Origin of the sequence: Streptomyces sp. NPDC004629, from assembly GCF_042873595.1 — a bacterium.
Classification (GTDB): Bacteria; Actinomycetota; Actinomycetes; order Streptomycetales; family Streptomycetaceae; genus Streptomyces.
This window is the reverse complement of the sequence record NZ_JBIALO010000009.1, coordinates 33,569-58,146: the sequence shown is the minus strand read 5'-3', so window position 1 is coordinate 58,146 and position 24,578 is coordinate 33,569. Positions and strand designations below refer to the sequence as shown.

Below are 24,578 nucleotides of genomic sequence, written 5' to 3'. Positions count from 1 at the left end.
GGCTCTCGGGCACTCATCGAGGACAGGAGACACCGTGGTCTCGCGTAGGAGAACCCGACGGATCACCGGCGTGTTCGTATGTTTCGTGGCGGCCGGGCTGCTCGCCGGCTGTGTGCCGGGCACCAGCGGAGCCGGCTCGTCCAACACCGCGGGGAAAGACGCGGTCGTCACCGATCCGGCCGCCATGGGCAAGGTCACGTTGAAGGTGCTGGACACCTTCTCCGGCGGCACGGACAACGCCTGGATGACATCCGTCGTCAACGCCTTCGAGAAGAAGTACCCCAACATCACGATCAAGCGGACCTCGATGGCCTGGGGTGACGCGATGGCCGCCCTGCCGCTCAAGCTGAAGTCCAGCAACCCGCCGGACATCGTCCCGCCCAACAACGGCTGGCAGTCCATGGGGACCCTGGTCCGCGGCGGGCTGCTGCTCAACCTGGACAACTACGCCGACGCCTACGGATGGAAGAAGTCCTTCCCGCAGTCCATCCTCAGCGAGCACGAGTTCAGCACCGACGGCAAGCAGATGGGCACCGGCTCGGTGTTCGGCACACCCGTCGCCCGAGCCTCCCTGATCGAGGTCTACTACAACCGCTCGCTCCTCAAGAAGATCGGAGCGAAGGTCCCGACCACCTACGCCGAGTTCCAGGCTGCCCTGGACAAGGCCAAGTCGGCCGGCCTCACCCCCATCACCCTCGGCAACTCCGATCAGAACGGGATCACCCAGCCGCTCTTCTCGCTGATGAACGCCTTCGGCGCGCAGAGCAAGATCTCCGACTTCATCTACTCGAAGGGCGATGTGGGCATCGCCCAGACCGGGTTCCCCAAGGCGGTGTCCACGTTCAAGCAGTGGTCCGACAAGGGATATCTGACCAAGGACTACGCCGGCCTCGCCTCCGCGGACGCCGCCCAGTCCTTCGTCAACGGCAAGGGACTCTTCCATTTCGATTACTCGGGCTCCCTCCCCCTGAAGACGGGCCAGTCCAAGGGCTTCGGCTCGTTCGTGCTGCCCCGCGAGGGCGGCGGCGAGCCGGTGGCCACCGCATCCGCCGCGGCCAACCTCTCCATCTCCTCGAAGACCAAGCACGCCGATGCCGCCGCCGCCTTCCTGAATTTCGCTGCCGGTGAGCAGGCGGCCGAGCTGGCCGTCGAGCACGGGACGATGCCGCTGCTGCACTCGGACGTCAAGGCGACCGGTGGGGACCCGCTCCTCGCGGACGACGTGGCCATCGCCCAGAGCATCTCGGCCAACGGCACCTCCGTGCCCTACCTGGACTGGACCACCCCGACGCTCTACAACACCATCAACACCACCATGCAGAGCATGCTGGCCGGCAAGTCCACCGAGAAGGCGGTGGTCACCGCGGCCGACCGGGATGCCGCCGCCTACGGGAAGACCCTGGGGAAGTAGGGATGGCCACACTCAAGGAAGGAACCCGCTCGAAGGCCGCCATCCCCGACGCCGCCGCGGCCGGCCGGCTTCCGCGCGGCGCGCGGAGCACCCGGCTCGCCTCTCCCCGGAGCCGCAGACGTCTGCTGGGGCTCGCCTATCTCGCCCCCGCGTTGGTGATCTACGCGTTCGTCGTGCTGATGCCCGCCGGCCAGGGACTGCAGCTGTCCTTCTACCACTGGGACGGGGTCACCTCCGCCACCTGGGCCGGGTTCGGCAACTACACCGGCTTCCTCACCGACGACACGCTGCGCCAGGCGGTCACCCACACGCTGTTCTTCATCCTGTTCTTCTCCGTCCTGCCGATCATCCTGGGCATGGTCAGCGCCGCGCTGACCTCACGCAGGGACGTGCGCGGGGCCGGCGTCTACCGTTCGATCATCTTCCTTCCCCAGGTGCTCACCCCGGCCGTGACCGCCGTGGTGTGGAAGCAGATCTACGCACCGGAGGGTCCCCTCAACTCCGTGCTCACCGCGTTCGGCCTTGGCGGGCTGACCCGCGGGTGGCTGGGTGACTTCACCTGGGCGCTGCCCGCTCTCGGCCTGGCCGGAACCTGGGCGGCGTACGGGCTGTGCATGGTGCTGTTCGTCGCCGGAACCCAGAACATCCCCGGTGAGCTGTACGACGCCGCACGCATGGACGGGGCCGGTCCGGTCCGGGAGTTCTTCACCGTCACCCTGCCGGGCCTGCGCGGACAGCTCGCGGTGGTGCTCACCCTCACCCTGCTGGGCGCCATCCGGGTCTTCGACATCGTCTGGCTCACCACCAAGGGTGGCCCGGGGACGTCCACGATCACCCCGACCGTGGTCCTCTACCAGCGAGCTTTCACCAACCCGGACGTCGGGGCCGCCTGCGCCATCGGTGTCGTCCTGGCGCTGGTCTCGCTGATCGTGTCGCTCGTCGTAGTCAAGCTGTCCGAAGGAGACGACTGATGATCTCGAAGCGGGAGAAGGTCTTCAACTACACCTTCCTCACCCTGCTCGCCGTCGGCGTCCTCTTTCCGGTGGTCTGGATCCTCGGTGTCGCGGTGAGTCCCGACATCGCGGGGACACTCGACCTCGGCCATATGCAATGGTCCAACTTCACCGAGGCCTGGCGGGAAGCCGGCTTCACCGAGTACCTGAAGTCGAGCGTGATCATCACCGGGACGGCGGTGTCCATCTCGACCGTGCTGGCGGTCCTCAGTGGTTATGCGTTCGGTGTGCTGGGCGTGGTGGGGGAGAAGGTCCTCTTCCCGGTGCTGCTGTTCGGGATCATGATCCCGATGGAAGCGATCATCGTCCCCCTCTACTACGACTTCCAGGCCCAGGGACTGACCGACACCTACCAGGGCATCATCCTCGCCCATGTGGGCACCGGCGTGAGCTTCGGCGCGTTCTGGATGCGCGCGGCCTTCCGTGCGGTGCCGGTGAGCATCGGCGAGTCGGCCCAGATGGACGGCGCCAACAGCTGGACCATGCTGTGGCGCGTCTACCTGCCGATCGCCCGGCCCGCGATCCTCACCTTCGTGCTCCTCAGCTTCATGTGGACCTGGAACGACTACTTCCTCTCCCTGATCCTCGTGTCCGATCCGGCCCACCAGCCCATGACCCTGGGACTGGGTGCCTTCTCCGGCCGCTATCTCGTCCACGTCAACCTGCTGGCGGCGGCAGCGGTCCTGATCTGCCTTCCCGTGGTGATCCTCTACCTCTTCTTCCAGAGGCAGTTCATCCGCGGCATGCTCTCCGGCGCCGTCAAGGGATGAGGCACGGCGGCGGAGAGCCCTCGCGCACACCGCCGCACACCATCCGCGCGCACACCGCACGACCCACACCCCATTCACTGCTCTGTACGGAATGACTTCTGCATGAACACGGCCAACGACTTTCCCCGAGGAGAAGCCGCTGTGACACAGGCACCCGGTGCAACAAAAGCGGCTGTCGAGACGGCTCTCGCCCACCTCGACCTGGACACGAAGACCCGGCTGCTGGCCGGACAGGATCGGTGGTCGTTGCCTGCCGTCCCCGAGATCGGGCTGAAGTCCCTGGTCATGTCGGACGGCCCGATCGGTGTGCGGGGGGTGCGCTGGAGCGCGGACGACCCGTCCATCGCGCTGCCCTCGCCGACCGCGCTCGCCGCCACCTGGGATGCCGAACTGGCCCGCCGCGCCGGTGTGCTGCTCGCCCAGGAGGCCCGCCGCAAGGGCGTCCACGTCCTGCTCGCCCCCACGGTCAACCTGCACCGCTCGCCGCTCGGCGGGCGGCACTTCGAGTGCTACAGCGAGGACCCGTATCTCACCGGGGTGATCGGCTCCGGCTATGTGAGCGGTGTGCAGTCCGGGGGTGTCGGCACCACGGTCAAACACTTCGTGGCCAACGATGCCGAAACCGACCGCTTCACGGTCGACAACCTCATCTCCGCACGCGCCCTGCGCGAGCTGTACCTGGCCCCCTTCGAGGCGATCGTCGAGAACGCCCACCCGTGGGGCATCATGACCGCCTACAACTCGGTCAACGGCACGACGATGAGCGAACACCACTACCTGGTCAACGAGGTCCTGCGCGGCGCATGGGGCTTCGACGGTTTCAACGTCTCCGACTGGACGGCGGCCCGGTCGACGGTCGACGCCATCAACGGCGGCCTCGACGTGGCCATGCCCGGACCGCGGACCGTCTACGGCGCGGCCCTCGCCCAGGCGGTCAGGGACGGCAAGGTCGACGAGGCCACGGTCGACGAGGCCGTACGCAATGTCCTGCGGCTGGCCGTGCGCGTCGGCGCCCTGGAGAGCGCCGAGCCGGCCGTCACCGAACTGCCGAAGACCGTCGACGGCGTCGAACTGGCACGGGAGATCGCCCGGCGCTCCTTCGTCCTCGTCAAGAACGACAACGACGCCCTTCCCCTGAAGCCGGGCGGCACGGTCGCCCTGATCGGGGCCGCGGCCCGCGACGCCCGTGTCCTCGGCGGCGGCTCCGCCACCGTCTTCCCGGACCGGATCGTCTCCCCGCTCGACGGTCTCACCGAAGCCCTCCCCGAGGGCACGGTCGGCTATGCGGTCGGAGCGGACCCGAACACGGAACTGGTCACCGCCGGCCGGGGGTTCACCCTCCGCGCCGTGTGCCGCGGCGCCGACGGCACGGTCCTCGCCACCACGGACATCCCCAACGGCCAGATCCACTGGTCCTTCGCGGACCTCCCCGAGGGTGTCTCGTTCGGCAACCTCCACAGTGTCGAGCTGGCCGGGACCTTCACGCCGCGCCACACCGGCCTGCACACCCTCGGCATCAAGGGGACCGGCGCCTTCCAGCTCGCCGTCGACGGGGTCACGTACTACGACGGTGTCCAGGCGCACGACACGGGCGACCCCTTCGAGGGCTTCTTCAGCTCTCCCGTGCCCCGCGCCCAGGTGGAACTCACCGCGGGAGAACCCGTCGACGTCGGTCTTACGCACGTCGTCGCGCTCGACGATGACTCCCTCCGGGAGGACATCACGATCACCCTTGCGTACCAGGAGCCGCAGCGTGACCCCGACGAGCTGATCGCCGAGGCGGTCGAAGCGGCCCGCGCCGCCGACACCGCCGTCGTCGTGGTCGCCACCACCGATCGCGTCGAGTCGGAGGGCTTCGACCGTACCGACCTGGCGCTGCCGGGCCGCCAGGACGACCTGGTCCGTGCGGTCGTGGCCGCCAACCCCAACACGGTCGTGGTCGTCAACTCCGGCTCCCCGGTGGAAATGCCCTGGCGGGACGAGGTCGCCGCCGTCCTGCTCAGCTGGTTCCCGGGCCAGGAGGGCGGCGCCGCCCTCGCCGACGTCCTCATCGGCACCCATGAGCCCGGCGGGCGCCTCCCCACCACCTGGGGCTCCCTCACCGATGCCCCGGTCTCCCAGGTCGTCCCCGAGAACGGCGAACTGCCGTACAGCGAGGGTGTGTTCATCGGCTACCGGGCATGGGACAAGGCGGGCCGCGCCCCCTCCTACCCCTTTGGCCACGGCCTTGGCTACACCGACTGGTCCTACAAGTCGGTAGAGGTGTACGGCACCGTCGCCACGGTCCGCGTGCACAACAGCGGCGACCGGCCGGGCCGGGAGACCGTGCAGCTCTATCTCGCCCCGGCCGAGCGCGCATCCGACCGCCCCACGCGATGGCTCGCCGGCTTCGCGGTGGTGGAGGCGGGGCCGGGCGAGACCGTCGAGGCCGTCATCGACATCCCCCGCCGGGCCTTCGAGGTCTGGGACGAGGCGACCGACTCGTGGGCCTTCGTGAAGGGTGCGTACAACCTCCATGTCGGCCGCTCGATCGCCGACCGCAGGATCACCGTCGCGGTCCACGTCTGACCCGGGCGATACTCCCGCGGGCCCCGGTTCGGTACCTGACACCCGGACCGGGGCCCGCGGGTTCCACCAGAGCGTGGGCGTGATGACTCGTCGTGTTGCGTGCGGCGCGCCGCGGGCGTCGGGGGACGCGGGTGCGGAGGCCGCCGCTGCGACGCTCCGGTGTCCCGCGCGTTGTCACTCCGCCGCGGATGCGGCCCGGAGGCTGCTCTCGTCCACGGCGGCCAGGACGGCGGCCTCTGCTTCCGGGCAGCCCACCGTGACGCGTACGCCCTCGCCGGCGAAGGCACGCACGGATACGCCGCGCCGCACACAGGCCGCCTGAAGGGCCTCGGCCCGGTCCCCGACGGGAAGCCAGACGAAGTTCGCACGGGAGTCGGGGGTGAACAGGCCCCGGTCGCCGAGCGCCTGGCGGAACGTCTCGCGGCACTCGGTCACCGTGTTCACGATGTGCCGGGTGTGTTCCCGGTCCGACCAGGCCGCGAGGGCCGCTGCCTCGGCCACGGCGCTCAGACCGAACGGCGGCGCGGTCGCCCGCACCACCCGCATCACCTCGGGCGAGCCGATGGCGTAGCCGGCGCGCAGGCCCGCCAGCCCGTAGGCCTTGGAGAAGGTCCGGAAGACGATCACGTTGGGGCGCTCCGCGACCAGGGCCGCCACGTCCGGCTCCGTCTGGTCGAACTCCTGATAGGCCCGGTCCAGCAGGACGAGCACATGGCTGGGGACCGCATCGAGCAGGGCCCGCAGCCGCTGCGGCGGCAGCGCCGTCCCGGTGGGGTTGTTCGGATCGCAGATCAACATCGCGGAGGTCTGCGGGGTGAGGGCGGCGAGCATGGCCTGGCTGTCGTGACGGTACTCGTGGTCCAGGGCCACGGGGACGGCTTGCGCGTCGGCGATGCCGATGAGGATCGGGTACGCCTCGTAGCTGCGCCAGGCGTGGATCACCTCGGTGCCGGGTCCGGTGAACGCGGTCAGTGCCAGTTGCAGCAGGGCGAGCGAACCGCCGCCCACGACGACCTGGTCCTCGTGCACCCCCATACGCTCGCTTATCGCGGCGATCAGGTCGTCGCCCGCCAGTGACGGGTACAGATGGGCGTGCGCCGCGGCCCGCGCGACGGCCGCACGGATGGCCGGTGAGGGAGCCACGGTCGACTCGTTGGAAGAGGCACGCCAGCGTACCGAGGCGCTGCCGGCGGCGCGGGAGTACACCGGCAGGGCGGCGATGCGGGGACGCGGGGTGGGCATGGCCGCCGTCGGTCGGGTGTTCACTGCAGTTCTCCAGAGACGTTCTGCGCGGCGGCCAACAGGTCCCCGCCGGCTGCCAGTGCCACCGTCTGCTCGATCTCCGGTGACAGGAAACGATCGGGGCCGGGACCGGGCACCCGGGTACGGATGAGGTCGCGAACGGCCGCGGTGGCCGGCGCCGGTTGCAGCGGAGCGCGCAGGTCAAGGGCCCGGGCCGCGGTGAGCACTTCGATGGCCAGGACCCGCGTCAGCCCGTCGACGGCCCGGCGCAGCTTCCGGGCGGCCGACCATCCCATGGACACGTGGTCCTCCTGCATCGCCGAGGAGGGGATCGAGTCCACGCCGGCGGGCACCGCGAGGCGTTTGAGTTCGGCGACGACGGCGGCCTGGGTGTACTGGGCGATCATGTGGCCGGAGTCCACGCCGGGGTCGTCGGCCAGGAAGGGCGGCAGGCCGTGGCTGCGGGCGGTGTCGAGCATCCGGTCGGTGCGGCGCTCGCTGATGCCGGCGAGGTCCGCGACGGCGATCGCGGCGAAGTCCAGGACGTAGGCCACCGGGGCGCCGTGGAAGTTGCCGTTGGACTCCACCCGTCCGTCGGGGGTCACCACGGGGTTGTCGATGGCGGACGCCAACTCCCGCTCGGCAACGGCACGGGCGTGCGCGAGCGTGTCGCGGACGGCTCCTGCGACCTGCGGGGCACAGCGCAGCGAGTAGGCGTCCTGGACGATCGTGCAGGTGTCCGTGCGATGGCTGGCCACGATGCCGGAACCGGCGAGCAGGGCCAGCATGTTGGCCGCCGATGCCGCCTGCCCGGGATGCGGGCGCAGTGCCTGCAGGTCCGCGGCGAAGACCCGGTCGGTGCCCAGCAGCGCCTCCACGCTCATCGCCGCGGCGATGTCGGCCAGACGCACCAGGGCGTCCAAGTCCTCCAGCGCCAGTACGAGTTGACCGAGCATCCCGTCGGTGCCGTTGATGAGGGCCAGGCCCTCCTTCTCGCGCAGGTGCAGCGGGCGCAGCCCGGCTGCTTCCAGTGCCTGCGCGGCCGGTATGCGCCGGCCGCTGTGGTCGTTGACGACTCCTTCGCCGGTGAGCGCGAGGGCGACGTGTGCCAGCGGGGCCAGGTCTCCGGAACACCCCAGGCTGCCGTACTCGTGGACGACGGGGGTGATCTGCGCGCAGAGCATGTCCGCATACGCCTCGGCGACCTCGACGCGCACCCCCGTGCGGCCGGTGGCCAGGGTGGACAGGCGCAGCAGCATCAGCGCGCGCACCACCTCCTGTTCCACCTCCGGACCCGAACCGGCCGCATGCGAGCGGATCAGGCTGCTCTGCAACTGTCCCCGCAGGGTTGCGGGGATGTGCCGGGTGGCCAGTGCCCCGAACCCCGTGGAGACCCCGTAGACCGGCTCGGTGGAGTTCGCGAGGTCTTCGATGCGCTGCCTGCTGGCGCCCATCGCGTCCCTGGCCTCCTGCGACAGGCGGACGGCGGCACCTGCTCGGGCCACGGCCAGCACCTCGGAAGCGGACACCGGCCCCACACCCACGACCACGGTGGGCACGTCCGTTTGCACCGGGCCGGTCGTCATCTCGGCTGTACTCATCACACCTTTTCCATCGGTCTCGTATCTCAGATTCAAGTCTCGAAAGTGGTGCAGGCGTCGCCCGGGGGTCCGAGGTCAGGCCTCGTGACGTCCGGGCGGTGCGGCGCCGGCCGGTCCGGGCGGGTGTCAGTCCCGCATGATCAGAGAGCGCCCTTCGTGGCGCAGCTGGTCGACCGAGGTCACGCCCAGCAGCTGCATCGTGCGGCGCAGCTGGTCGGTGAGGAGCCGCAGAAGCCGGGTGACCCCTTCCTGTCCGCCGGCCGCGAGGGCCCACAGGTAGGGACGCCCGATGAAGCAGGCATCGGCGCCCAGGGCCAGTGCGGTGGCGATGTCCGCGCCGTGCCGGACACCCGAGTCGACCAGGACGGAGAAGTCCTCACCCACCGCCGAGCGGACCGGGGAGACCAGGTCGATGGGGGCGACGGCACGGTCGAGCTGGCGCCCGCCGTGGTTGGACAGGTGGACGCCGTCCACCCCGAGGTCCTTGGCCCGCACTGCGTCCTGCGCGCTGATGGGGCCCTTGATGACCAGTTTGCCCGGCCACTGGTCGCGGATACGCGCCACGTCGTCCCAGGTGACCGCCGGGTCGAACTGGCTGGTGATGTTCTCGATGGTGTAGCCGGACGAACCGTCCGCGCCGTCGGAGCCGACATTGGCGAACCGCAGGGCAGGATGGCGCAGCATGCTCGTCCAGTAGCGCGGACGCGTGCCGATGTCCAGGAGACTGGACAGGGTGAGGGCCGGCGGGATGGTGAGCCCGTTGCGCACATCGCGTACCCGGAAACCGGACACGGCGGTGTCCACCGCGATCGCGAGAACCGAGTAGCCGGCCTGTGCGGCCCGCTGCACCAGCAGCTCGGTCAGCCTGCGGTCCTTCCACACGTACAGCTGGAACCAGCGCTCCGCCTCGGGTGCCGCTGCCGCGACGTCCTCCAGCGATGTGGTCGCCATGGTGGACAGCACATAGGGAAGGCCCGCCGAAGCCGCCGCGGCGACCACCGCGGGTTCTCCGAGGGCGGAGATCATACGGGTGTATCCGGTCGGCGCAAGACCGAGCGGTGCCGCGACCGCCAGGCCGAGGATCTTCGTGCTGAGGTCGGGGTCCGAGACGTCGGTCAGTGAGCGCGGCACGAACCGCCAGCGGCGGAACGCGTCCACGTTCGCGCGCAGACTCGTCTCCTCGTCGGCGCCTCCGTCGACGTAGTCGAAGACGGAGCGCGGCAGCGCCCTGCGCGCCAGCAGCCGGAAGTCCTCCGTGGTGTGCGCGGCCGCCAGTCGGCTACGGCGCCGGTTGAGATCGATCGGCTTGAGCTGGATGAGCTGGCGCACTTCATGGATTCGCACTAGCTGTTCGCCTCACCTTGCACGGACTCGATCACGCTCATACCGCCGTCGAAGCGGCCGTGGTCCGCCCCGGCGCGCACCGGCGCGTCCCGTTCGGTGGCGATGTGGCCGCGCCGCACGGGTGCCGCCTTCATGATGAGCAGATAGAGACCGCCGCTGACGAAGATGCCCACGATCCAGGAGACGTCCGCTCCGCCCAGCGGCGCGACGAGGGGACCGACGTAGAAGGCGGAGCTGACGAAGGGCAGTTCTATGGCGATGCCCGCGACATAGGCGGTCATCGCCCGCCAGTCCACGCCGCCGTAGCGGCCGTCGCGTTCGAAGATGTCGTCGATCGCGTACCGCTCCCTGCGGACCAGGTAGAAGTCGACCAGGTTGATCGACGTCCAGGGGATGAGGAAGTATGCCAGCAGCAGGATGAAGTTGGTGAAGTTGTCCAGGAAGTTGCTGCGGCCCGTGATGGCGAGGACCGTGCCGACGGCCGCGGAGCAAAGGATGATCAGCGTACGCGCGGCGACATTGATCGGGCCCTTCACGAAGACGGTGAACGTGGTCGTGGCCGACATGAACATGCCGTACAGATTCAGGGCGTTCACGACGATGTTGCCCACGATGATGATCAGGAAGAACGCCCAGGTGGCGGTGCCCGCCTGACCGACGATGAAGTCAACCGAGCCACCGGCGAACGCCTTCGCGGCGGCGGCGGTGGCGACGGCACCGAACGCGAACATCCAGCTGGAGGCCAGGACCGTACCCGCGTAGGTGTACCAGAACGAGGCGCGCACAGGTGTGTCGGCCGGCAGGTACCGGGAGTAGTCCGCGACGTACGGGGCGTACGTCAGCTGCCAGGTGGCGGCGATGGACGTCGCCAGCAGGAACGTTCCCCAGCTGAATCCGCTCCCGCTCCAGTCACCGAGGCCCACATGTCGTACGAGCTGCACGGACAGGATGAGAAAGGCGATACCGCTGAGTACGGACAGCCATTTCTCGGTCGCGTGCAGCAGGCGGTAGCCGTACAGGGCCAGCACGGCGGTGACCGCGTTGGCCGCGACGATGCTGAGATCCACCGGCAGGCCCAGCCAGCTGCTGATGGCCTGCCCGGTCAGTACGGCGCTGCCGGCGAAGTACCCGACGTACATCAGCAGGACGAGCAGGAGCGGCAGGACGGCGCCCAGGTAGCCGAACTGGGCACGGCTCTGGATCATCTGGGGGATGCCGAGCCGGGGGCCCTGGGCGGAGTGCAGCGCCATGAACACGGCACCGACGAGATTGCCGACGACGATCGCCAGCAGGGCCCAGGGCAGCGGAAGGCCGACCGCCACCGTGATGGCGCCGGCGGCGATCGCCGTCACCTGGAGGTTGCCGCCGAACCAGAGCGTGAACAGGCTTCGGACGCTGCCGTAACGCTCACTGTGGGGGATGAAGTCGATGGAGCGTTGCTCGACGCTCGTGATGGAGTTTGCGCTCATGTCGGTGTCTCCCGGGGCTGCGCCAGGGTGTGAGGCAGGGGATCGGTGCGTGGATGCGGCGAGCCGCGGGACCGGATACGAACAGGTGCGAGGTGCCCGGCGGCCCTTCGCATGCGCTGTACCTCGGTGCTGAACGCAGTCATCGGTCGGCAGGTGCTCACCCGGGGCACGCCGAACGTGCTGACTGTGTAGTGTGCCAGCTGCCTCAGTCGGCCAAGGACATCAGTTCTGCAGACGCGCTCGCACCGAGTTGGCGTGGGCGGGGAAGCCCTCGTGCTCACAGAACGCGAAGACCGTCTGTGAGGTGGCCGCAAGAGCCCTCCGGTCGGCCTTGGCGACGGCCGTCCACTTGCGGAAGGCATTGGCGGTGACACCGCTGGTGACCTTCGCGTATCCGCTGGTCGGCAGGGCCGCCGGACAGCCGATCACGAAGTTGGCCATGGAAACCGTGGTGTTCTGTCCCAGAAGGATCTCGCCGGCGTCGACGACCTGGTCCAGCACCTCCTGCTCGTCGCGGGCGACGATCTGCATGTGCTCCGGTGCGAAGGCGTTGGCCACCTCGGCCGCCTCGGCGAGATCCCGGGTGAGCACCACACCACCGTTGCGCCCCAGAGCGGTGCGGGCGTAGCCGCGCCGCGGCTCGGGCAGCTCCCGCAGCTGAGCGGCCAGCTCGACCTGGACCTTCTCCAGCAGCTCGGGACTGTCGGTGACCAGGACGCTGGTGGAGTCAGGGCCGTGCTCCGCCTCGTTGAGCAGGTCCGCGGCCAGCAGCCGCGGGTCCGCGGAATCGTCGGACAGGACCAGGCTCTCGCTGGGACCGAGCAGCATGACACCGGCGGTCCCGAACCGCTGCACCTCGATCTGCGCGCATGTGACGGGCGGGCTGCCCGGACCGCAGAGCTTGCGCACGGCCGGGACCGTCTCGGTCCCGAAGGCGAGGGCGGCGACGCCCGCCGGGCCGTTGGCGCGGAAGACCTGGTGGATGCCCAGTTCGTCGGCGGCCACCAGCACGGCCGAGTCCACCTTGCCGCCCGAGCCGGGCACCGGCGGGACGATCACGGCGATCTGGGGCACACCCGCGACGACGGCCGGCACCGCGAGCTGGATGAGCACCGAGGGGTAGGAACCCTTGCCACTGGGGACGAAGAGCCCAGCGCTGGCGATCGGACTGACCTTCTCGCCGACAGTCAGTCCCGGAGCGGTCTCGAAACTCCAGTCCCCGTGCGCCGTCAACTGCTCGTTGAAGCGACGGACGTGGGCGATGCTGTCCCGGATCGCGGCGAGCAGTTCGCCGCTCACCTCCTCGCGGGCGGCGGCGAACTCGGCCTCGGTGACCTTGATCTGGTCCGCGGTGATGGTGCACTTGTCGAACTTCTCCAGGGCACGCAGCAGAGCGGCGTCACCGTTCGCACGCACATCCTCGATGATCTCCAGGACGCCCTCACGCAGGGACGGATCGAAGATCGCGGCGGTGCCGCGGGTCAGCAGGTCGGCACGGGCCCCGGCGTCGAGCGTGTGCCAGTACCCGCGTTCGCGCAGGACCTTGGTCTGGGTGTCCGACATCGCATCCACTCCTTGTCTCGGTCTGTCTGGGTCTGTCTGGGTCTGTTTTGGCTGCGTGTATGCCGTGGCTGTCTTGGCTCTTGGCTGTCTCATCCTCAAGACAGCTGTCTCGCTTGAGAGTTACGGGCTGCCACTCCCCATGAGAAGCGGCGGATGACTCGGGGATGACGTCGGCGGGCGGCTACAGGGATCGGCCGCCGTCGAGGGTGACGACCGCGCCGGTCATGAAGGAGGCATGCGGACTGAGCAGGAACTCCACCGTGGCACCGACTTCCCCCAGGTTCCCGAAGCGCCCTGCGGGGATGTGCTTCAGCAGTTCGGCGGCCGTCTGTTCATCGCTCAGGTACTGATCCGTCATGCGGGAGGGGAAATACCCCGGGCACAGGGCGATCACGGACAGGCCCTCGCCGCTCCATTCCAGCGCCAGCGACTTGGCGAGGGCCACGGCCGCGGCCTTGCTGACGTTGTAGTCGGTGAAGCCGGCCTCAGGACGCTGTGCGTTGACCGAGGCGTTGATGACGAGGGTTCCGGGGCGTGCCAGGTACCGGTAGGCGGCACGGCACACCCTGAAGGCGCCGAGCGTATTGACGTCGAGAACCTGCTGAAAGTGCCGGGTGCTGAGTTCCGCGGCGGGCTTTCCTTCGCCGTCGATGCCCGCATTGGCGAACACCCCGTCCAGCCCGCCCAGGGACTCCACCGCTTCGAAGACCGCCGCGTTCACGGCGGCTTCATCGCGTACGTCACACATGCTGCCGCCGGCGGCAACACCGGCTTCGACGGCGGCGGTGACGTTTGCCTGGCTGGTTCCCGTGATCCACACGGCCGCGCCCGCAGCCGTCAGGTGCTCGGCGCAGGCCCGCCCGATGCCGCTGGTGCCGCCGGTGATCACATACCGTCGTCCCTGGGTCATGTCAGGACCTCCGCCGCTCTGCGGACGGTGTTCGCTGCGGGTCCGGGTCCGGGTCCGGGTCCGGGTGCGCGGGTGCGTGCGGGTCGCAGGAGACGATGACCTTTCCGGCGGTGCGCTGGACGCCTTCGGCGAGGAACGCCGGCAGGTCGGCCAGCGGGACGCGGTGAGTGACGAGCGTGCTGTACGGGCCGGGCTCTGCGGCCAAGGCGTCCAGGGCACGGTGCAGGTGTTCGGTGTCGAACCCGACGCTACCGGTGATGCTGACCGACCGCTCGACGATCGCGGACGGGGTGACGGGCGTGGGCTTCGAGGAGAGCGCCACGAGCAGAACCGTTCCGCCGGAGGTGACCGAGGACAGCGCGTCCGACAGGCTTCCTGGGTAGCCGGCGGCGTCGATGACCAGGTCGAACCTGGGCGGCCCGCCGTCCTTCCCCGGCAGGTCGGACAGGGCTGCCGCGGCCGGGACCCGTCGTGCGGCGGCGAGGCGGGAGCGCGCCGGCGAGGGCTCCACGACGCCGACGGGCACCTCGGGCCAGCGGCGCGTGACCTCGGTGTGGCAGAACGCGCCGATCGGGCCGTACCCGACGATCAGAACCGACCGCGGAGACTGGTGAACACGGTCCAGCGCGGACATGGTCACGGCCAGCGGCTCGGCCAGCACGGCCACGGACAGGTCGAGTCCCGCGGGAACGGGATGAATCATGTGGGCGGGCACCGTCAGACGATCGGCATAACCCCCGGGCCTGCGCTCCCCGAGCCAGGCCATGGCGGTACACAATCGCGCGGCACGACCGCAGCCGTCACACACACCGCACGGGATACGCGAGTCCACCACCACGGGCATGCCTTCGTCCAGCCCGGGAGCCCGGGAGGTCACGATCCAGCCGGCCACCTCGTGGCCGAGCGTGGCCGGCCAGTACTCGACCCAGTCCCCGGTCTGCATGACGTGCAAGTCCGATCCGCAGACACCCGCCCAGGCGACCTGAACGACCACGTCGCCCGGATCGGGGGCGAGCGGAGGCTGCTCGGCGACTGTCAGCGCGAGATGTTGATCCATCAGCAATGCTCGTGCCATTGCAGGTACCCTTGCCCTGTCTCGTATCTAAGACTAGAGTCTCGACTTGTCCGGAACCATACGACAGGGTGCGCCTGTACGGAAGACCTTGGCTGTCGGTTGTCCGGCCCGACACATGCCGGACGCCGGCTGTCCGTAGCGGGCCGCGATGAGTGAGGTGGTGCTTGGTGTCGAGCAGCAAAGTGAAGTCCGCCGAGCGTGTCATGGCGGTCCTGGATCTGCTGAGCCGGCGGGTCACGCCGCTTTCCGCGCTGGAGATCGCCGCGGCGCTCGACCTGCCGAAGAGCACCACGCATCATCTGCTCAACGTCATGCGCGACATGAGCTATGTGGCCTACTGGCCCGATCGCCGGGTGTGGTCCCTCGGGATCAGCGCGCTTGAGATCGGTGCCGCTTATCTGCGCACCGGACACCTTCAGTACGAAGGACAGCGTCACCTCAGCGCGTTGACGGCACGGACCGGGCAGACCAGCCATCTGGCGGTCCTTCAGGGAACCGATGTGCTCTACCTGGACAAGCGGGAACCACAGGGATCGGGCATACGTCTCGTCACCGACGTGGGGACGCGGCTGCCGGCCCACCTCACCGCTGTCGGGCGCTCCATTTTGGCCTTCCTGGACCACAGCGAGCTGCGTGCACGGTTTGCCGAGTACAGCTGGCCGCAGCGTACGGACGTCAGAGTCGACTCCTTCGAGCAGTTGACCTCTTTGCTCGCCGACGTACGGACAGCGGGCTACGCCGTGGAGGTCGGCTCCACCACATCGGGCATCGAGTGCGTCGCGGCGCCCGTGCGGACCGGCGACGGAAGTGCGGTCGCGGCCATCGGTGTTGCCACGGTGGCCGGCACCCAGAACCTTTCGCTCGACCAACTCGCCGCCGAGGTCCGGGCGGTGGCACACCGCTTCTCCGTCGAACTGGGACACACTTCGGGGGAGTGAACCAAGGACACGGCCGACGCTCCCGGCAGCGGCTCGGGTGCCGGCCTGGCCGGTGAAGGCGGCTCTGCCGAAGACCTGCCACCAGGCGTTGCATCCGGTCGCCGCCGCGGCTCGGCACCGACCGAGCCGCGGCGCCGACCGGATGGTCGGCGCGCCTGCGGGGTGACCTGGCGTTGTCGGGACGGATGGGTCCGCGGACAAAGGGCTCGGGTCCGCGGACGGAGGTCTCGGGTGGCACGACGGCCGGTGATCCGACGTCGGCGGTCGTGCCGCCGGACGCACGCATGCGGCGGGCGCCCGGAGGCGGGTGTCCGGAACCCCTGAACGGGCCGGCGCGGTCAGCCCGTGATCGCGTTCAGCAACGCCAGGTATCCGTCGTGGTGCCCGGCCTTGTTGGGGTGGTAGGACTCGTTGATCTTGTCCCACTCCAGGTTCGTCACCCAGACCGGGCCGTTGGAGCAGATGGTGTGCGGGTCGAACGCGGAACGCGGGTCGAGGAAGACGAAACCGGCCTTCGCGGCCTCGGCCGCCGTGACCGAGGCCAGGGTGTCGGCGGCCGAGTTGAGTGCCGCCCGCTCCCGGTCGCTCAGCCCGAGAATGCCGCAGTTGCCGCCGATCGTGTACAGCCGGGGGTAACCCACCACCACGACCGTGGCGTTGGGTGCCTTCGCCCGGATCGCCGCGTACGTGCTCGCCAGGCCGCCCGGCAGACTGCTGGTCGCGACGGCCTTCGCGGCCTCCACCCCGGCGATGCAGTCCTTGTCGTCGATGGTGAGGACGCAGTTCGTCAGCACGTCGACGAAACCGACGTCGTTGCCGCCCACGTGCACCGTCACCAGTGTGGTGTCCGTGGTGAGTTGCGGCACCTGTTGGCTGGTCAGGTCCGCGGTGGTCGCCCCGGAGCAGGACGCCTCCACGAAAGAGTACGAGGGGTGCTGCTGGGCCCATAACCGGGAGTATGTGGACGGGCCGCGACGGCATGGGTCGTCAGGGTTGTCGTATTCGCGTGTGCCGGGCGCGACGGCGTACGAGTCGCCGAGTGCCACATACTTGCCGGCGGCCGCCGGACCGACGTCCGCGGCGTACGCACTCGGGGCGGCCGTGACCGCAAGGCAGGCGGCGGCCACCGCAAGGGAAAGCGACATGAGACGTCTGCGTGCTCTTGACGAGCGCATGTTTCACTCCTGGAGCTGTGAGGGTGCTGGAAGACCTGCCGGCGCAGGCGGAGAGCCGGTGGCACCTGGCCCGCATGAAATGTCCTGGGAATCGCCATCGCGCCTTTTCGGGCGGGCTGCGCATGGAAATGTCTCCTTCTGGCTTCTGCCGTAAAGCCGCCGAAGCGGAAGCCGTTTCCGTGGGGGTTGCGCGCCAATTCCGTGGGCCGAATCTCGACTGGCGTGTGCGCGTCAAGCGAATGGTTACGCCGCTGACGCCTTCATCGGTATGGGTGTGCCAGCCAGGGGTGACGGTATTCATGTGGTGCCCGCATCTATGGTGCGCCAGGCGTCAAGCGGTTATCCCGCGTGTTGCAGGGAGTTTGAATGGGTGAATGATGAATGCTTATTCATGTGGATCGCGCGATCCGTCGATGTCAAGTTGTAACCGGGAAGGCCGAGAGGATTGTTGTACTCCGTAGTACGATCGCCGCTGCCCGCCCTCGAACGCCTTACCCCCCACCCTTCTGAGGCGCTTGATTCGCGGCAGCTCGCTCCTCTTCCCGGGGTCGGGTCAGACCCCGGGGCGCCTTCGTGCGCTCGGTGAAGAGAGTGACTGGCGTCGTTTCTGGATAGTGGATTTCGCGCCTCCTCGTCGTCTGGAGTGTTTTCATGCACACGCCCTGTGCCGGCCCTGGTGATGGCATGTCCACGACATCAGATCTCGTCCTCGTAGTGCATCCCTTCGGTGTCGCGTCGGCACGGTTCACCGCGGTCGCCGCACGAGCGGGCGGGCTGGGAGTACTCGACCTGACGGGCGATGCCCGGGCCGGCCGTGAGCAGTTGGGCCTGGCCGCCGAGTGGTCACGCTCCGGGTTCGGCGTACGGCTGGGCGAAGGGCGCGACATCCCCGCGCCGGACCTTCCCGCCTGCGTCCACACCGTGGTCCTCGCCGCCGGGGCCACGGCGGCCGCCGCCGACTTCCCTGGACGGCGCGTGCTGGCCGAAGTGACCTCTGGCGCGCAGGCGCGAGCCGCCGCGGCGGCCGGGGCGCACGGCCTGATCGCCCGCGGTCATGAAGCCGGCGGCAGAGTAGGCGAGTTGAGCACGTTCGTGCTGCTGCAGCAGTTGCTCGCGGACGACGCCCACGGGCTGCCGGTATGGGCCTGCGGCGGAATCGGCGCGTACACCGCGGCGGCAGCGGTCGCCGGAGGCGCCGCCGGTGTGGTCCTCGACACCCAGACCGCGCTGCTCGCCGAGGCGGAACTTCCCGCGGAGATCACCAGCGCGCTCAGCGGACTCGACGGCTCGGAGACCGTGGTCGACGACGGTCTGCGCGTGCTGCGGCGACGTGCTCCCGGCCCGGACGGCGCCGCCGCCCCCCTGGAGATCGGCCAGGACGCGTTCCTGCCGGTCCGCTTCCAACGGTGCTGGGGCACGCTGGGAGCAGCGATACGCGGCATACGCGCGGCGGTGAGTGACGCGCTCGCCGGCGACATGCCCGCACTCGGCCCGGACAGCACGGGCAGCCGCGCTCTCGGCACTCGACTCCCGGTCGCTCAGGGGCCGATGACCCGGGTGAGCGACCAGGCGGCGTTCGCCGCCGCCGTGGCAGCCGAGGGCGCCCTGCCGTTCATCGCGCTTGCCGTTTCCGGCGCGGAGCGGACCCGCGCGGTGCTGGAAGAGACCCGTGACACCCTGGGCGGCGCGCCCTGGGGCGTCGGCGTCCTCGGCTTCGCCGACGAGGAGGTCAAGCAGGCCCAGCTGGAGGTCATCCGGGACATCCGTCCCTCGCACGCCATCATCGCCGGCGGCCGCCCGGCGCAGGCCGTGGCGCTCGAAGAGGCCGGCATCTCGACCTTTCTGCATGTGCCTTCGCCCGGGTTGCTGCGCCAGTACCTCGAATCGGGTGCGCGCAAGTTCGTCTTCGAAGGCTCCGAGTGCGGCGGCCACGTCGGCCCCCGCGCCGGCTTCGCGCTGTGGCAGGCGCAGCTCGACGTGGTGGACGACTTCCTCGCAGCCGCCGGTGAGAGCGCCGCGGCCGAACTCCAACTGCTGTTCGCCGGCGGCGTGCACGACGAGCGGTCCGCGGCCATGGTCGCCGCCATGGCCGCCCCCCTGGCCGTGCGGGGCGCCGCGACCGGAGTCCTCATGGGTACCGCCTACCTCTTCACGGAGGAGGCCGTCACGGCAGGCGCGATCCAGCCGCTCTTCCAGCAGCAGATGATCGACGCCGAGCGCACCGAACTGCTGGAGACCGCCCCCGGCCACGCCACCCGCTGTGTGCGCAGCCCCTTCACCGACGAGTTCGCGGCCGTCAAGGAGCAGCTGCGTGCCGATGACGTACCCCGTCGCGAGGCATGGGAGCGGCTGGAGCAACTCAACGTCGGCCGACTGCGGGTGGCGAGCAAGGGCATCGAACGTGTCGGTGACGAACTGCGCGAGGTCGACGAGGACCGGCAGCTCTCCGAGGGCATGTTCATGGCCGGGCAAGTCGCCGTCCTGCGGTCGAAGGTCACCACCGTCGCGGCCCTGCACGCCTCGGTCACCACCGGCGCGCAGACCTTCCTCGACCGACGCAGGGCTGCCCTCGGCACCGGACCGAGCGAGCCGGCCGCCGCCTGCGCGCCGCTGGACATCGCCATCGTCGGGATGGCCTGCGTCTTCCCCAAGGCGCCCGATCTGGCGTCCTTCTGGGGGAACGTCCTGTCCGGCACCGATGCCGTCACCGAGGTGCCCGCCACCCGCTGGGACCCCTCCGTCTACTACGCCGAGAACGGGGCGGGGGAACACACCCCCTCGCGCTGGGGCGGCTTCCTGCCCGAGATCCCCTTCGAACCCCTGGACTACGGCATCCCGCCCGCCTCCTTGCCGAGTATCGAACCCGTCCAGCTGCTGGCCCTCGACGTGGCGCGACGCGCGCTCGCCGACGCCGGCTACGCCGACCGTCCCTTTCAACGGGACCGAGCCTCCGTGGTCTTCGGGGCCGAGGCGGGAAGCGACCTCTCGAACGGCATGACGCTCCGCACGGTCCTGCCTTCCTACATCGGACAGCTTCCGCCCGAGCTGGACGCCCAGTTACCGCACCTGACCGAGGACTCCTTCCCCGGCATCCTCGCCAATGTCATCGCCGGGCGGATCGCCAACCGCCTCGATCTGGGAGGGGCCAACTATACGGTCGATGCCGCCTGCGCCTCCTCTCTCGCCGCGGTCGACGTGGCCTGCAAAGAACTGACGGCCGGCACCAGCGACCTGGTGCTGTGCGGCGGGGCCGACCTGCACAACGGCATCAACGACTACCTGCTCTTCGCCTCGGCGCACGCCCTGTCCCCCTCCGGCCGTTCCGCGCCCTTCGACCGTTCCGGCGACGGCATCGCGCTCGGCGAGGGCGTGGCCTGTGTGGTCCTCAAGCGGCTCGCCGACGCCGAACGGGACGGCGACCGGATCTACGCCGTCGTCAAGGGCGTCGGCAGCTCCAGCGACGGCCGGGCCCTCGGCCTCACCGCGCCGAACGCCGACGGCCAGCGCAGGGCACTCACCCGGGCCTACCGAAACGCCGGGATCTCACCGGCCGAGGTCGGCATGGTCGAGGCCCACGGCACCGGTACCGTCGTCGGCGACCGCACCGAACTCAGCGCCCTGACCGAGATCTTCACCCAGGCCGGGGCAGACCCCGGCGGCTGTGCTCTGGGCTCGGTGAAGTCCCAGATCGGCCACACCAAGTGCGCGGCGGGACTCGCCGGACTGATCAAGACGACGCTCGCGCTGCATCACGGCGTCAGGCCCCCCACGCTGCACCTGCGGCAGCCCAACCCCGCCTGGGACGAACACACCAGCCCCTTCGCGTTCCACACCCGTGCCAGGCCCTGGCCCGTGTCGCCCGCCGAACGCGTTGCCGGCGTCAGCGCCTTCGGCTTCGGTGGCACCAATTTCCATGTCGTCCTGCGCGCCCACGACGACGACGCCCCGTCCGTCCACGCCCGCGACGAGTGGCCCGTCGAACTGTTCACCTTCCGCGGCGCCGGCCGAGAGGCCGCCGCCGAGACCGCCCGGGAGATCCTCGCCCTCGCCGAGGCCGACCACACGGCGCACCGGCCACCCCGGCTGCGGGACCTCGCCCTGGCCGCCTCCCTACGCGCCGACCTCGCTGCCGTGCGCGGCCTGCCCACCCATATCGCCGTACTGGCCTCCTCCGTACCGGAGTTGACGGCAGCGCTGCGCCGGGCCCTCGTCGGCGATCACGCCCCCGACGACGGCATCCATCTCGCGGACAGCACCGAACCGGGCGAGATCGCCTTCCTCTTCCCCGGGCAGGGCAGCCAGCGTCCCGGCATGTTCGCCGACCTGTTCGTGTCCTTTCCGGAACTCCAGCGGTTCCTGCGCCTCGACGAATCTTCCGCAGCGGCCCTCTTCCCACCCGCCTGCTTCGACGAGGCCGGACGCCAGGCCCAGGCCGACCGCGTCACCGACACCCGCGTCGCCCAGCCCGCGCTCGGCATCACCGCACTCGCCGCCCACCAGCTGTTCGGCCGGGTCGGTATCCGCCCGGCGATGACGGCCGGACACAGCTACGGCGAACTCGCCGCCCTCGCCGCGGCCGGCGCCCTCGGTCCCGAGGAACTGCTGTGGTGCAGCAGGGCACGCGCCGACTCCGTCGTGGCCGCCGCCGGTGACGACCCCGGCACCATGGCCGCGGTCACCGCCTCGGCAGTGCAGGTCAGCGCCGCCCTTGAGAAGGCGGGCGCGGCCGATTCCGTCGTCGTCGCCAACCACAACTCACCCCGCCAGACGGTGATATCCGGTCCCACCGACGACGTGGAGACGGCCGTCGAGCGACTGCGCGAGCAGGGACTGAAGGCGAAACGGATCCCTGTGGCCTGCGCCTTCCACAGCAACGTGGTCGCCGCCGCGGGCGAGACCTTCGCGGCGACCCTGGCATCTGTGCCGCTGAAGACGCCGTCGGTCCCGGTGTGGTCCAACCGCACCGCCGCGGTCTACGCCGGCACCCCCGAGGCGATTCGCGCGGAACTGGCCGCCCAGATCGGGTCGCCGGTCCGTTTCGTCGAGCAGATCGAGGCCATGTACGAGGCAGGGGCCCGGATCTTCGTCGAGGCGGGCCCCGGCGCGGTGCTGACCCGGCAGGTCACCGAGACCCTCGGCGACCGCCCGCACCGCACCGTCACCCTGGAGGCCCGGCGCGGCACGGGCCTGACCGGTTTCCTCGCCGCGCTCGCCGAACTCGCCGTCGCCGGAGCCGACGTCCGCACCGGTTGGCTGTTCCAGGGCCGCGACGCGGTCGACGCCGCTCGGACCCCCCGCCGCAGGCGCGCAGGCTGGACCGTCGACGGCCACCTCGTACGCACCGCCGACGGCGCCATCCCCGCCACCGCCCTGCACGCCGCCCAGCGCATCCCGGAGGCCCTGGTGACCACCCGTCCCGGCAGACACGAAGACCATGCACACTCGCTCGACACCGGCTTTGCCCACGATGCGGTGGGAACCGGAGGCGAAGCGCTCATCAGTGAATTCCTGCGCACCAGCCGGGAGATGCTGGCCGCTCAGCGCGACGTCCTGCTGGGCTACCTCGGTGCCGACCCCGGTGTCCGGCCCGGCCCGGTGCCCGCGCGGTACGCGTCCGGTGAGCCGACCGCGACGGTGCTCCCCGTGCCTGCGGCACCCGTCGAGGCGGCGGACCCGGAGCCCGCCGCCGCGCAACCCGCACCGGACCCGGCGCCGACCGAGCTGACCGCGGAGGCGATCCTGGCGGCCGTCCTGGAGGTGATCGGCGAACGAACCGGTTACCCGGCTGACATGATCGAACCCGATCTGGATCTGGAGGCCGACCTGAGCGTCGACTCCATCAAGCGTGCCGAGATCGCCGGGCAGCTCGCTCGACGGCTCCGCCTGCCCGCCGCCGACGGCGTCGACATGGAGGAACTGGCCAGGGCGCGCACGGCGGCGGGCATCGCCGAACTGATCGCCGCCGCGCGGCAGGACGACACCTCACCGGCGCAGCCCGCCGCCGCCGGGCCCGCCGCGGTCGAGCCGGCCGCACCGCCCGCTGACGCCGAAGCGGTCGTCACGGCGCCCCAACGGCTGGTGATGACAGAGTGCGACCTCGCGCCCGCCGTCCTGGAGCCCGCCGAACTCACCGGACGCACTTTCCTGGTGATCGGCGAAGGCGCGCTCGCGCAGGCCGTCGCCGAGCGGCTCGACGCCTGTGGTGCCTGGGCGGTGACCGCCACCGGGATACCCGATGCCGTCCGCTTCGACGGCCTGATCCACCTCGCCTCCCCGGACGGCGGCCCGGCCCACGAGCCGGTGCTGCCCGGCGCCGTCCCCCTCTACCAGGCCGCCCTGGCCGCCGGCCCGCGCTGGATGCTGGCCGCCGGCGCCGCCGAGGGACTGCGCGGGCTGTTCCGCTCGCTGTCCAGGGAATACCCGCAGACCATCGTCCGCGTCGTAGAACAGCCTGCCGGAACAGACCCGTCCGCCGCGGCCGACGCGATCGTGGGGGAGTTGACCTCCGCGGACCGTGACCCGGTCGTGCTGCGTACGGGAGACACCCGCCGCGGGCTGCGGATGACCGAGACCGACCGTGCCGTCCTGGGCAGCGCAGGAGCCGGGCCCGGCGACGACGGTGCCGCCGAGGCAGCGGCTCTCGGACTCGGCCACGAGTCGGTGGTGCTCCTCGTCGGCGGGGCACGGGGCATCACCGCACGGTGCGCCGCCGCGCTCGCCGCCGCCGCCCGCTGCCGCCTGGAACTCTTCGGCCGCACGCCGTCGCCCTCCCCGGACGAAGTCCCCGCAACGGCCGCCACCACCGACGCCGAACTGCGCGCCGAACTCATCGCGGGCGGCCTGAAGGCCCCGGCCCAGATCGAGCAGGAGATCGGACGGATCCAGGCCGAGCGCGAGGTCCGCGACACCGTCAACCGACTCACCCGGCTGGGCAGCCGCGTGCGCTACCACTGCGTGGACGTGCTCGACACCGAGGCCGTGCACCGTGCCGTGAAGAACGTGCATGCCGAACACGGCAGACTCGACGCGGTCGTCTACGCGGCCGGTGTGATCGAGGACAAGCTGTTCGCCGAGAAGTCCCCGCACTCCTTCCACCGGGTCTTCAGCACCAAGGCCGACGGTGCGAGGACCGTGCTCGACGCCGTCGGCTCACTCCCGAACGGCCCCCGTCTCGCGGTGCTGTTCGGCAGCATCGCGGCCACTGCGGGCAACCGCGGCCAGAGCGACTACGCCGCCGCCAACGACGCCCTCGAAGCCATCGGCCGCGCCTGGGGCGAGGAGACCGGTCGTCGCGGGCTGACCGTCCACTGGGGCCCGTGGGCGCCCACCGGCACCAACAACGGCATGGTCACCCCGGAACTGATGCGCACCTATGCGGCACGCGGGATCCGCCTCATCGACCCCGACGAGGGCGCCATCAGCCTGCTGCGCGAGCTGGCCTGGGGCCCGCGGGAGAGCACCGCCGTCGTCTACACCGCGTCGGGCTGGTGACCGCCGCG

14 protein-coding genes are annotated in these 24,578 nt (G+C 70.3%); 6 read left to right on the top strand and 8 right to left on the bottom strand.

Features of this window, described 5'->3' with window-relative positions; all coding sequences use genetic code 11:
* The first annotated feature begins 70 nt into the window (after positions 1-70).
* From ACFYTE_RS15455 to ACFYTE_RS15440, 4 genes are all read left to right on the top strand, one after another.
* On the top strand, positions 71-1,411 hold the full coding sequence (locus ACFYTE_RS15455) for an ABC transporter substrate-binding protein (protein ID WP_388709765.1): 1,341 nt from the start codon (positions 71-73) through the stop codon (positions 1,409-1,411).
* Positions 1,412-1,413: 2 nt separating this feature from the next.
* Complete coding sequence (locus tag ACFYTE_RS15450; protein ID WP_388709764.1) at positions 1,414-2,382, top strand: carbohydrate ABC transporter permease; 969 nt, start codon at positions 1,414-1,416, stop codon at positions 2,380-2,382.
* Positions 2,382-3,194: a carbohydrate ABC transporter permease gene (locus ACFYTE_RS15445; RefSeq protein ID WP_388709762.1), complete on the top strand. Its 813-nt coding sequence runs from the start codon at positions 2,382-2,384 to the stop codon at positions 3,192-3,194. The genes ACFYTE_RS15450 and ACFYTE_RS15445 overlap by 1 nt, the downstream gene beginning before the upstream one ends.
* A 102-nt stretch (positions 3,195-3,296) precedes the next feature.
* Positions 3,297-5,762, top strand: coding sequence for a glycoside hydrolase family 3 C-terminal domain-containing protein (locus tag ACFYTE_RS15440; RefSeq protein ID WP_388709760.1), 2,466 nt, complete (start codon positions 3,297-3,299; stop codon positions 5,760-5,762).
* A 174-nt stretch (positions 5,763-5,936) separates the two neighbouring features.
* On the opposite strand, the gene ACFYTE_RS15435 is transcribed toward ACFYTE_RS15440, so the two are convergent.
* The 7 genes from ACFYTE_RS15435 to ACFYTE_RS15405 all read right to left on the bottom strand — a co-directional run bounded on the left by ACFYTE_RS15435 (position 5,937) and on the right by ACFYTE_RS15405 (position 14,948).
* Positions 5,937-7,028 (bottom strand): aminotransferase class I/II-fold pyridoxal phosphate-dependent enzyme, encoded by a 1,092-nt coding sequence (locus ACFYTE_RS15435; protein WP_388709758.1) that lies wholly within the window; start codon positions 7,026-7,028, stop codon positions 5,937-5,939.
* Entirely contained in the window at positions 7,025-8,563 is a 1,539-nt protein-coding gene (hutH, locus tag ACFYTE_RS15430; RefSeq protein WP_388710157.1) for a histidine ammonia-lyase, read from the bottom strand. Before hutH ends, ACFYTE_RS15435 begins: the two co-directional genes overlap by 4 nt.
* A gap of 168 nt (positions 8,564-8,731) precedes the next feature.
* Complete coding sequence (locus tag ACFYTE_RS15425; protein ID WP_388709756.1) at positions 8,732-9,949, bottom strand: alpha-hydroxy acid oxidase; 1,218 nt, start codon at positions 9,947-9,949, stop codon at positions 8,732-8,734.
* On the bottom strand, positions 9,949-11,418 hold the full coding sequence (locus ACFYTE_RS15420; protein WP_388709754.1) for a purine-cytosine permease family protein: 1,470 nt from the start codon (positions 11,416-11,418) through the stop codon (positions 9,949-9,951). The genes ACFYTE_RS15425 and ACFYTE_RS15420 overlap by 1 nt, the downstream gene beginning before the upstream one ends.
* A gap of 222 nt (positions 11,419-11,640) precedes the next feature.
* Positions 11,641-12,981 carry a histidinol dehydrogenase gene (gene hisD, locus ACFYTE_RS15415; protein WP_388709752.1) on the bottom strand — a complete coding sequence of 447 codons (1,341 nt, stop codon included), beginning with the start codon at positions 12,979-12,981 and terminating at the stop codon, positions 11,641-11,643.
* A gap of 181 nt (positions 12,982-13,162) precedes the next feature.
* Positions 13,163-13,891, bottom strand: coding sequence for an SDR family NAD(P)-dependent oxidoreductase (locus tag ACFYTE_RS15410; protein WP_388709750.1), 729 nt, complete (start codon positions 13,889-13,891; stop codon positions 13,163-13,165).
* A 1-nt stretch (position 13,892) separates the two neighbouring features.
* Entirely contained in the window at positions 13,893-14,948 is a 1,056-nt protein-coding gene (locus ACFYTE_RS15405; protein ID WP_388709748.1) for a zinc-binding dehydrogenase, read from the bottom strand.
* A 185-nt stretch (positions 14,949-15,133) separates the two neighbouring features.
* Here ACFYTE_RS15405 and ACFYTE_RS15400 point away from each other — a divergent pair, with 185 nt between their 5' ends.
* Complete coding sequence (locus tag ACFYTE_RS15400) at positions 15,134-15,904, top strand: IclR family transcriptional regulator (protein ID WP_388709746.1); 771 nt, start codon at positions 15,134-15,136, stop codon at positions 15,902-15,904.
* A 338-nt stretch (positions 15,905-16,242) separates the two neighbouring features.
* Here the strand turns inward: ACFYTE_RS15400 and ACFYTE_RS15395 are convergent, their stop codons facing one another.
* Complete coding sequence (locus tag ACFYTE_RS15395) at positions 16,243-17,049, bottom strand: SGNH/GDSL hydrolase family protein (RefSeq protein WP_388709744.1); 807 nt, start codon at positions 17,047-17,049, stop codon at positions 16,243-16,245.
* A 714-nt stretch (positions 17,050-17,763) separates the two neighbouring features.
* On the opposite strand from ACFYTE_RS15395, the gene ACFYTE_RS15390 reads away from it, so the two are divergent.
* Positions 17,764-24,570 carry an SDR family oxidoreductase gene (locus ACFYTE_RS15390; RefSeq protein WP_388709742.1) on the top strand — a complete coding sequence of 2,269 codons (6,807 nt, stop codon included), beginning with the start codon at positions 17,764-17,766 and terminating at the stop codon, positions 24,568-24,570.
* The last annotated feature ends 8 nt before the right edge of the window (positions 24,571-24,578 follow it).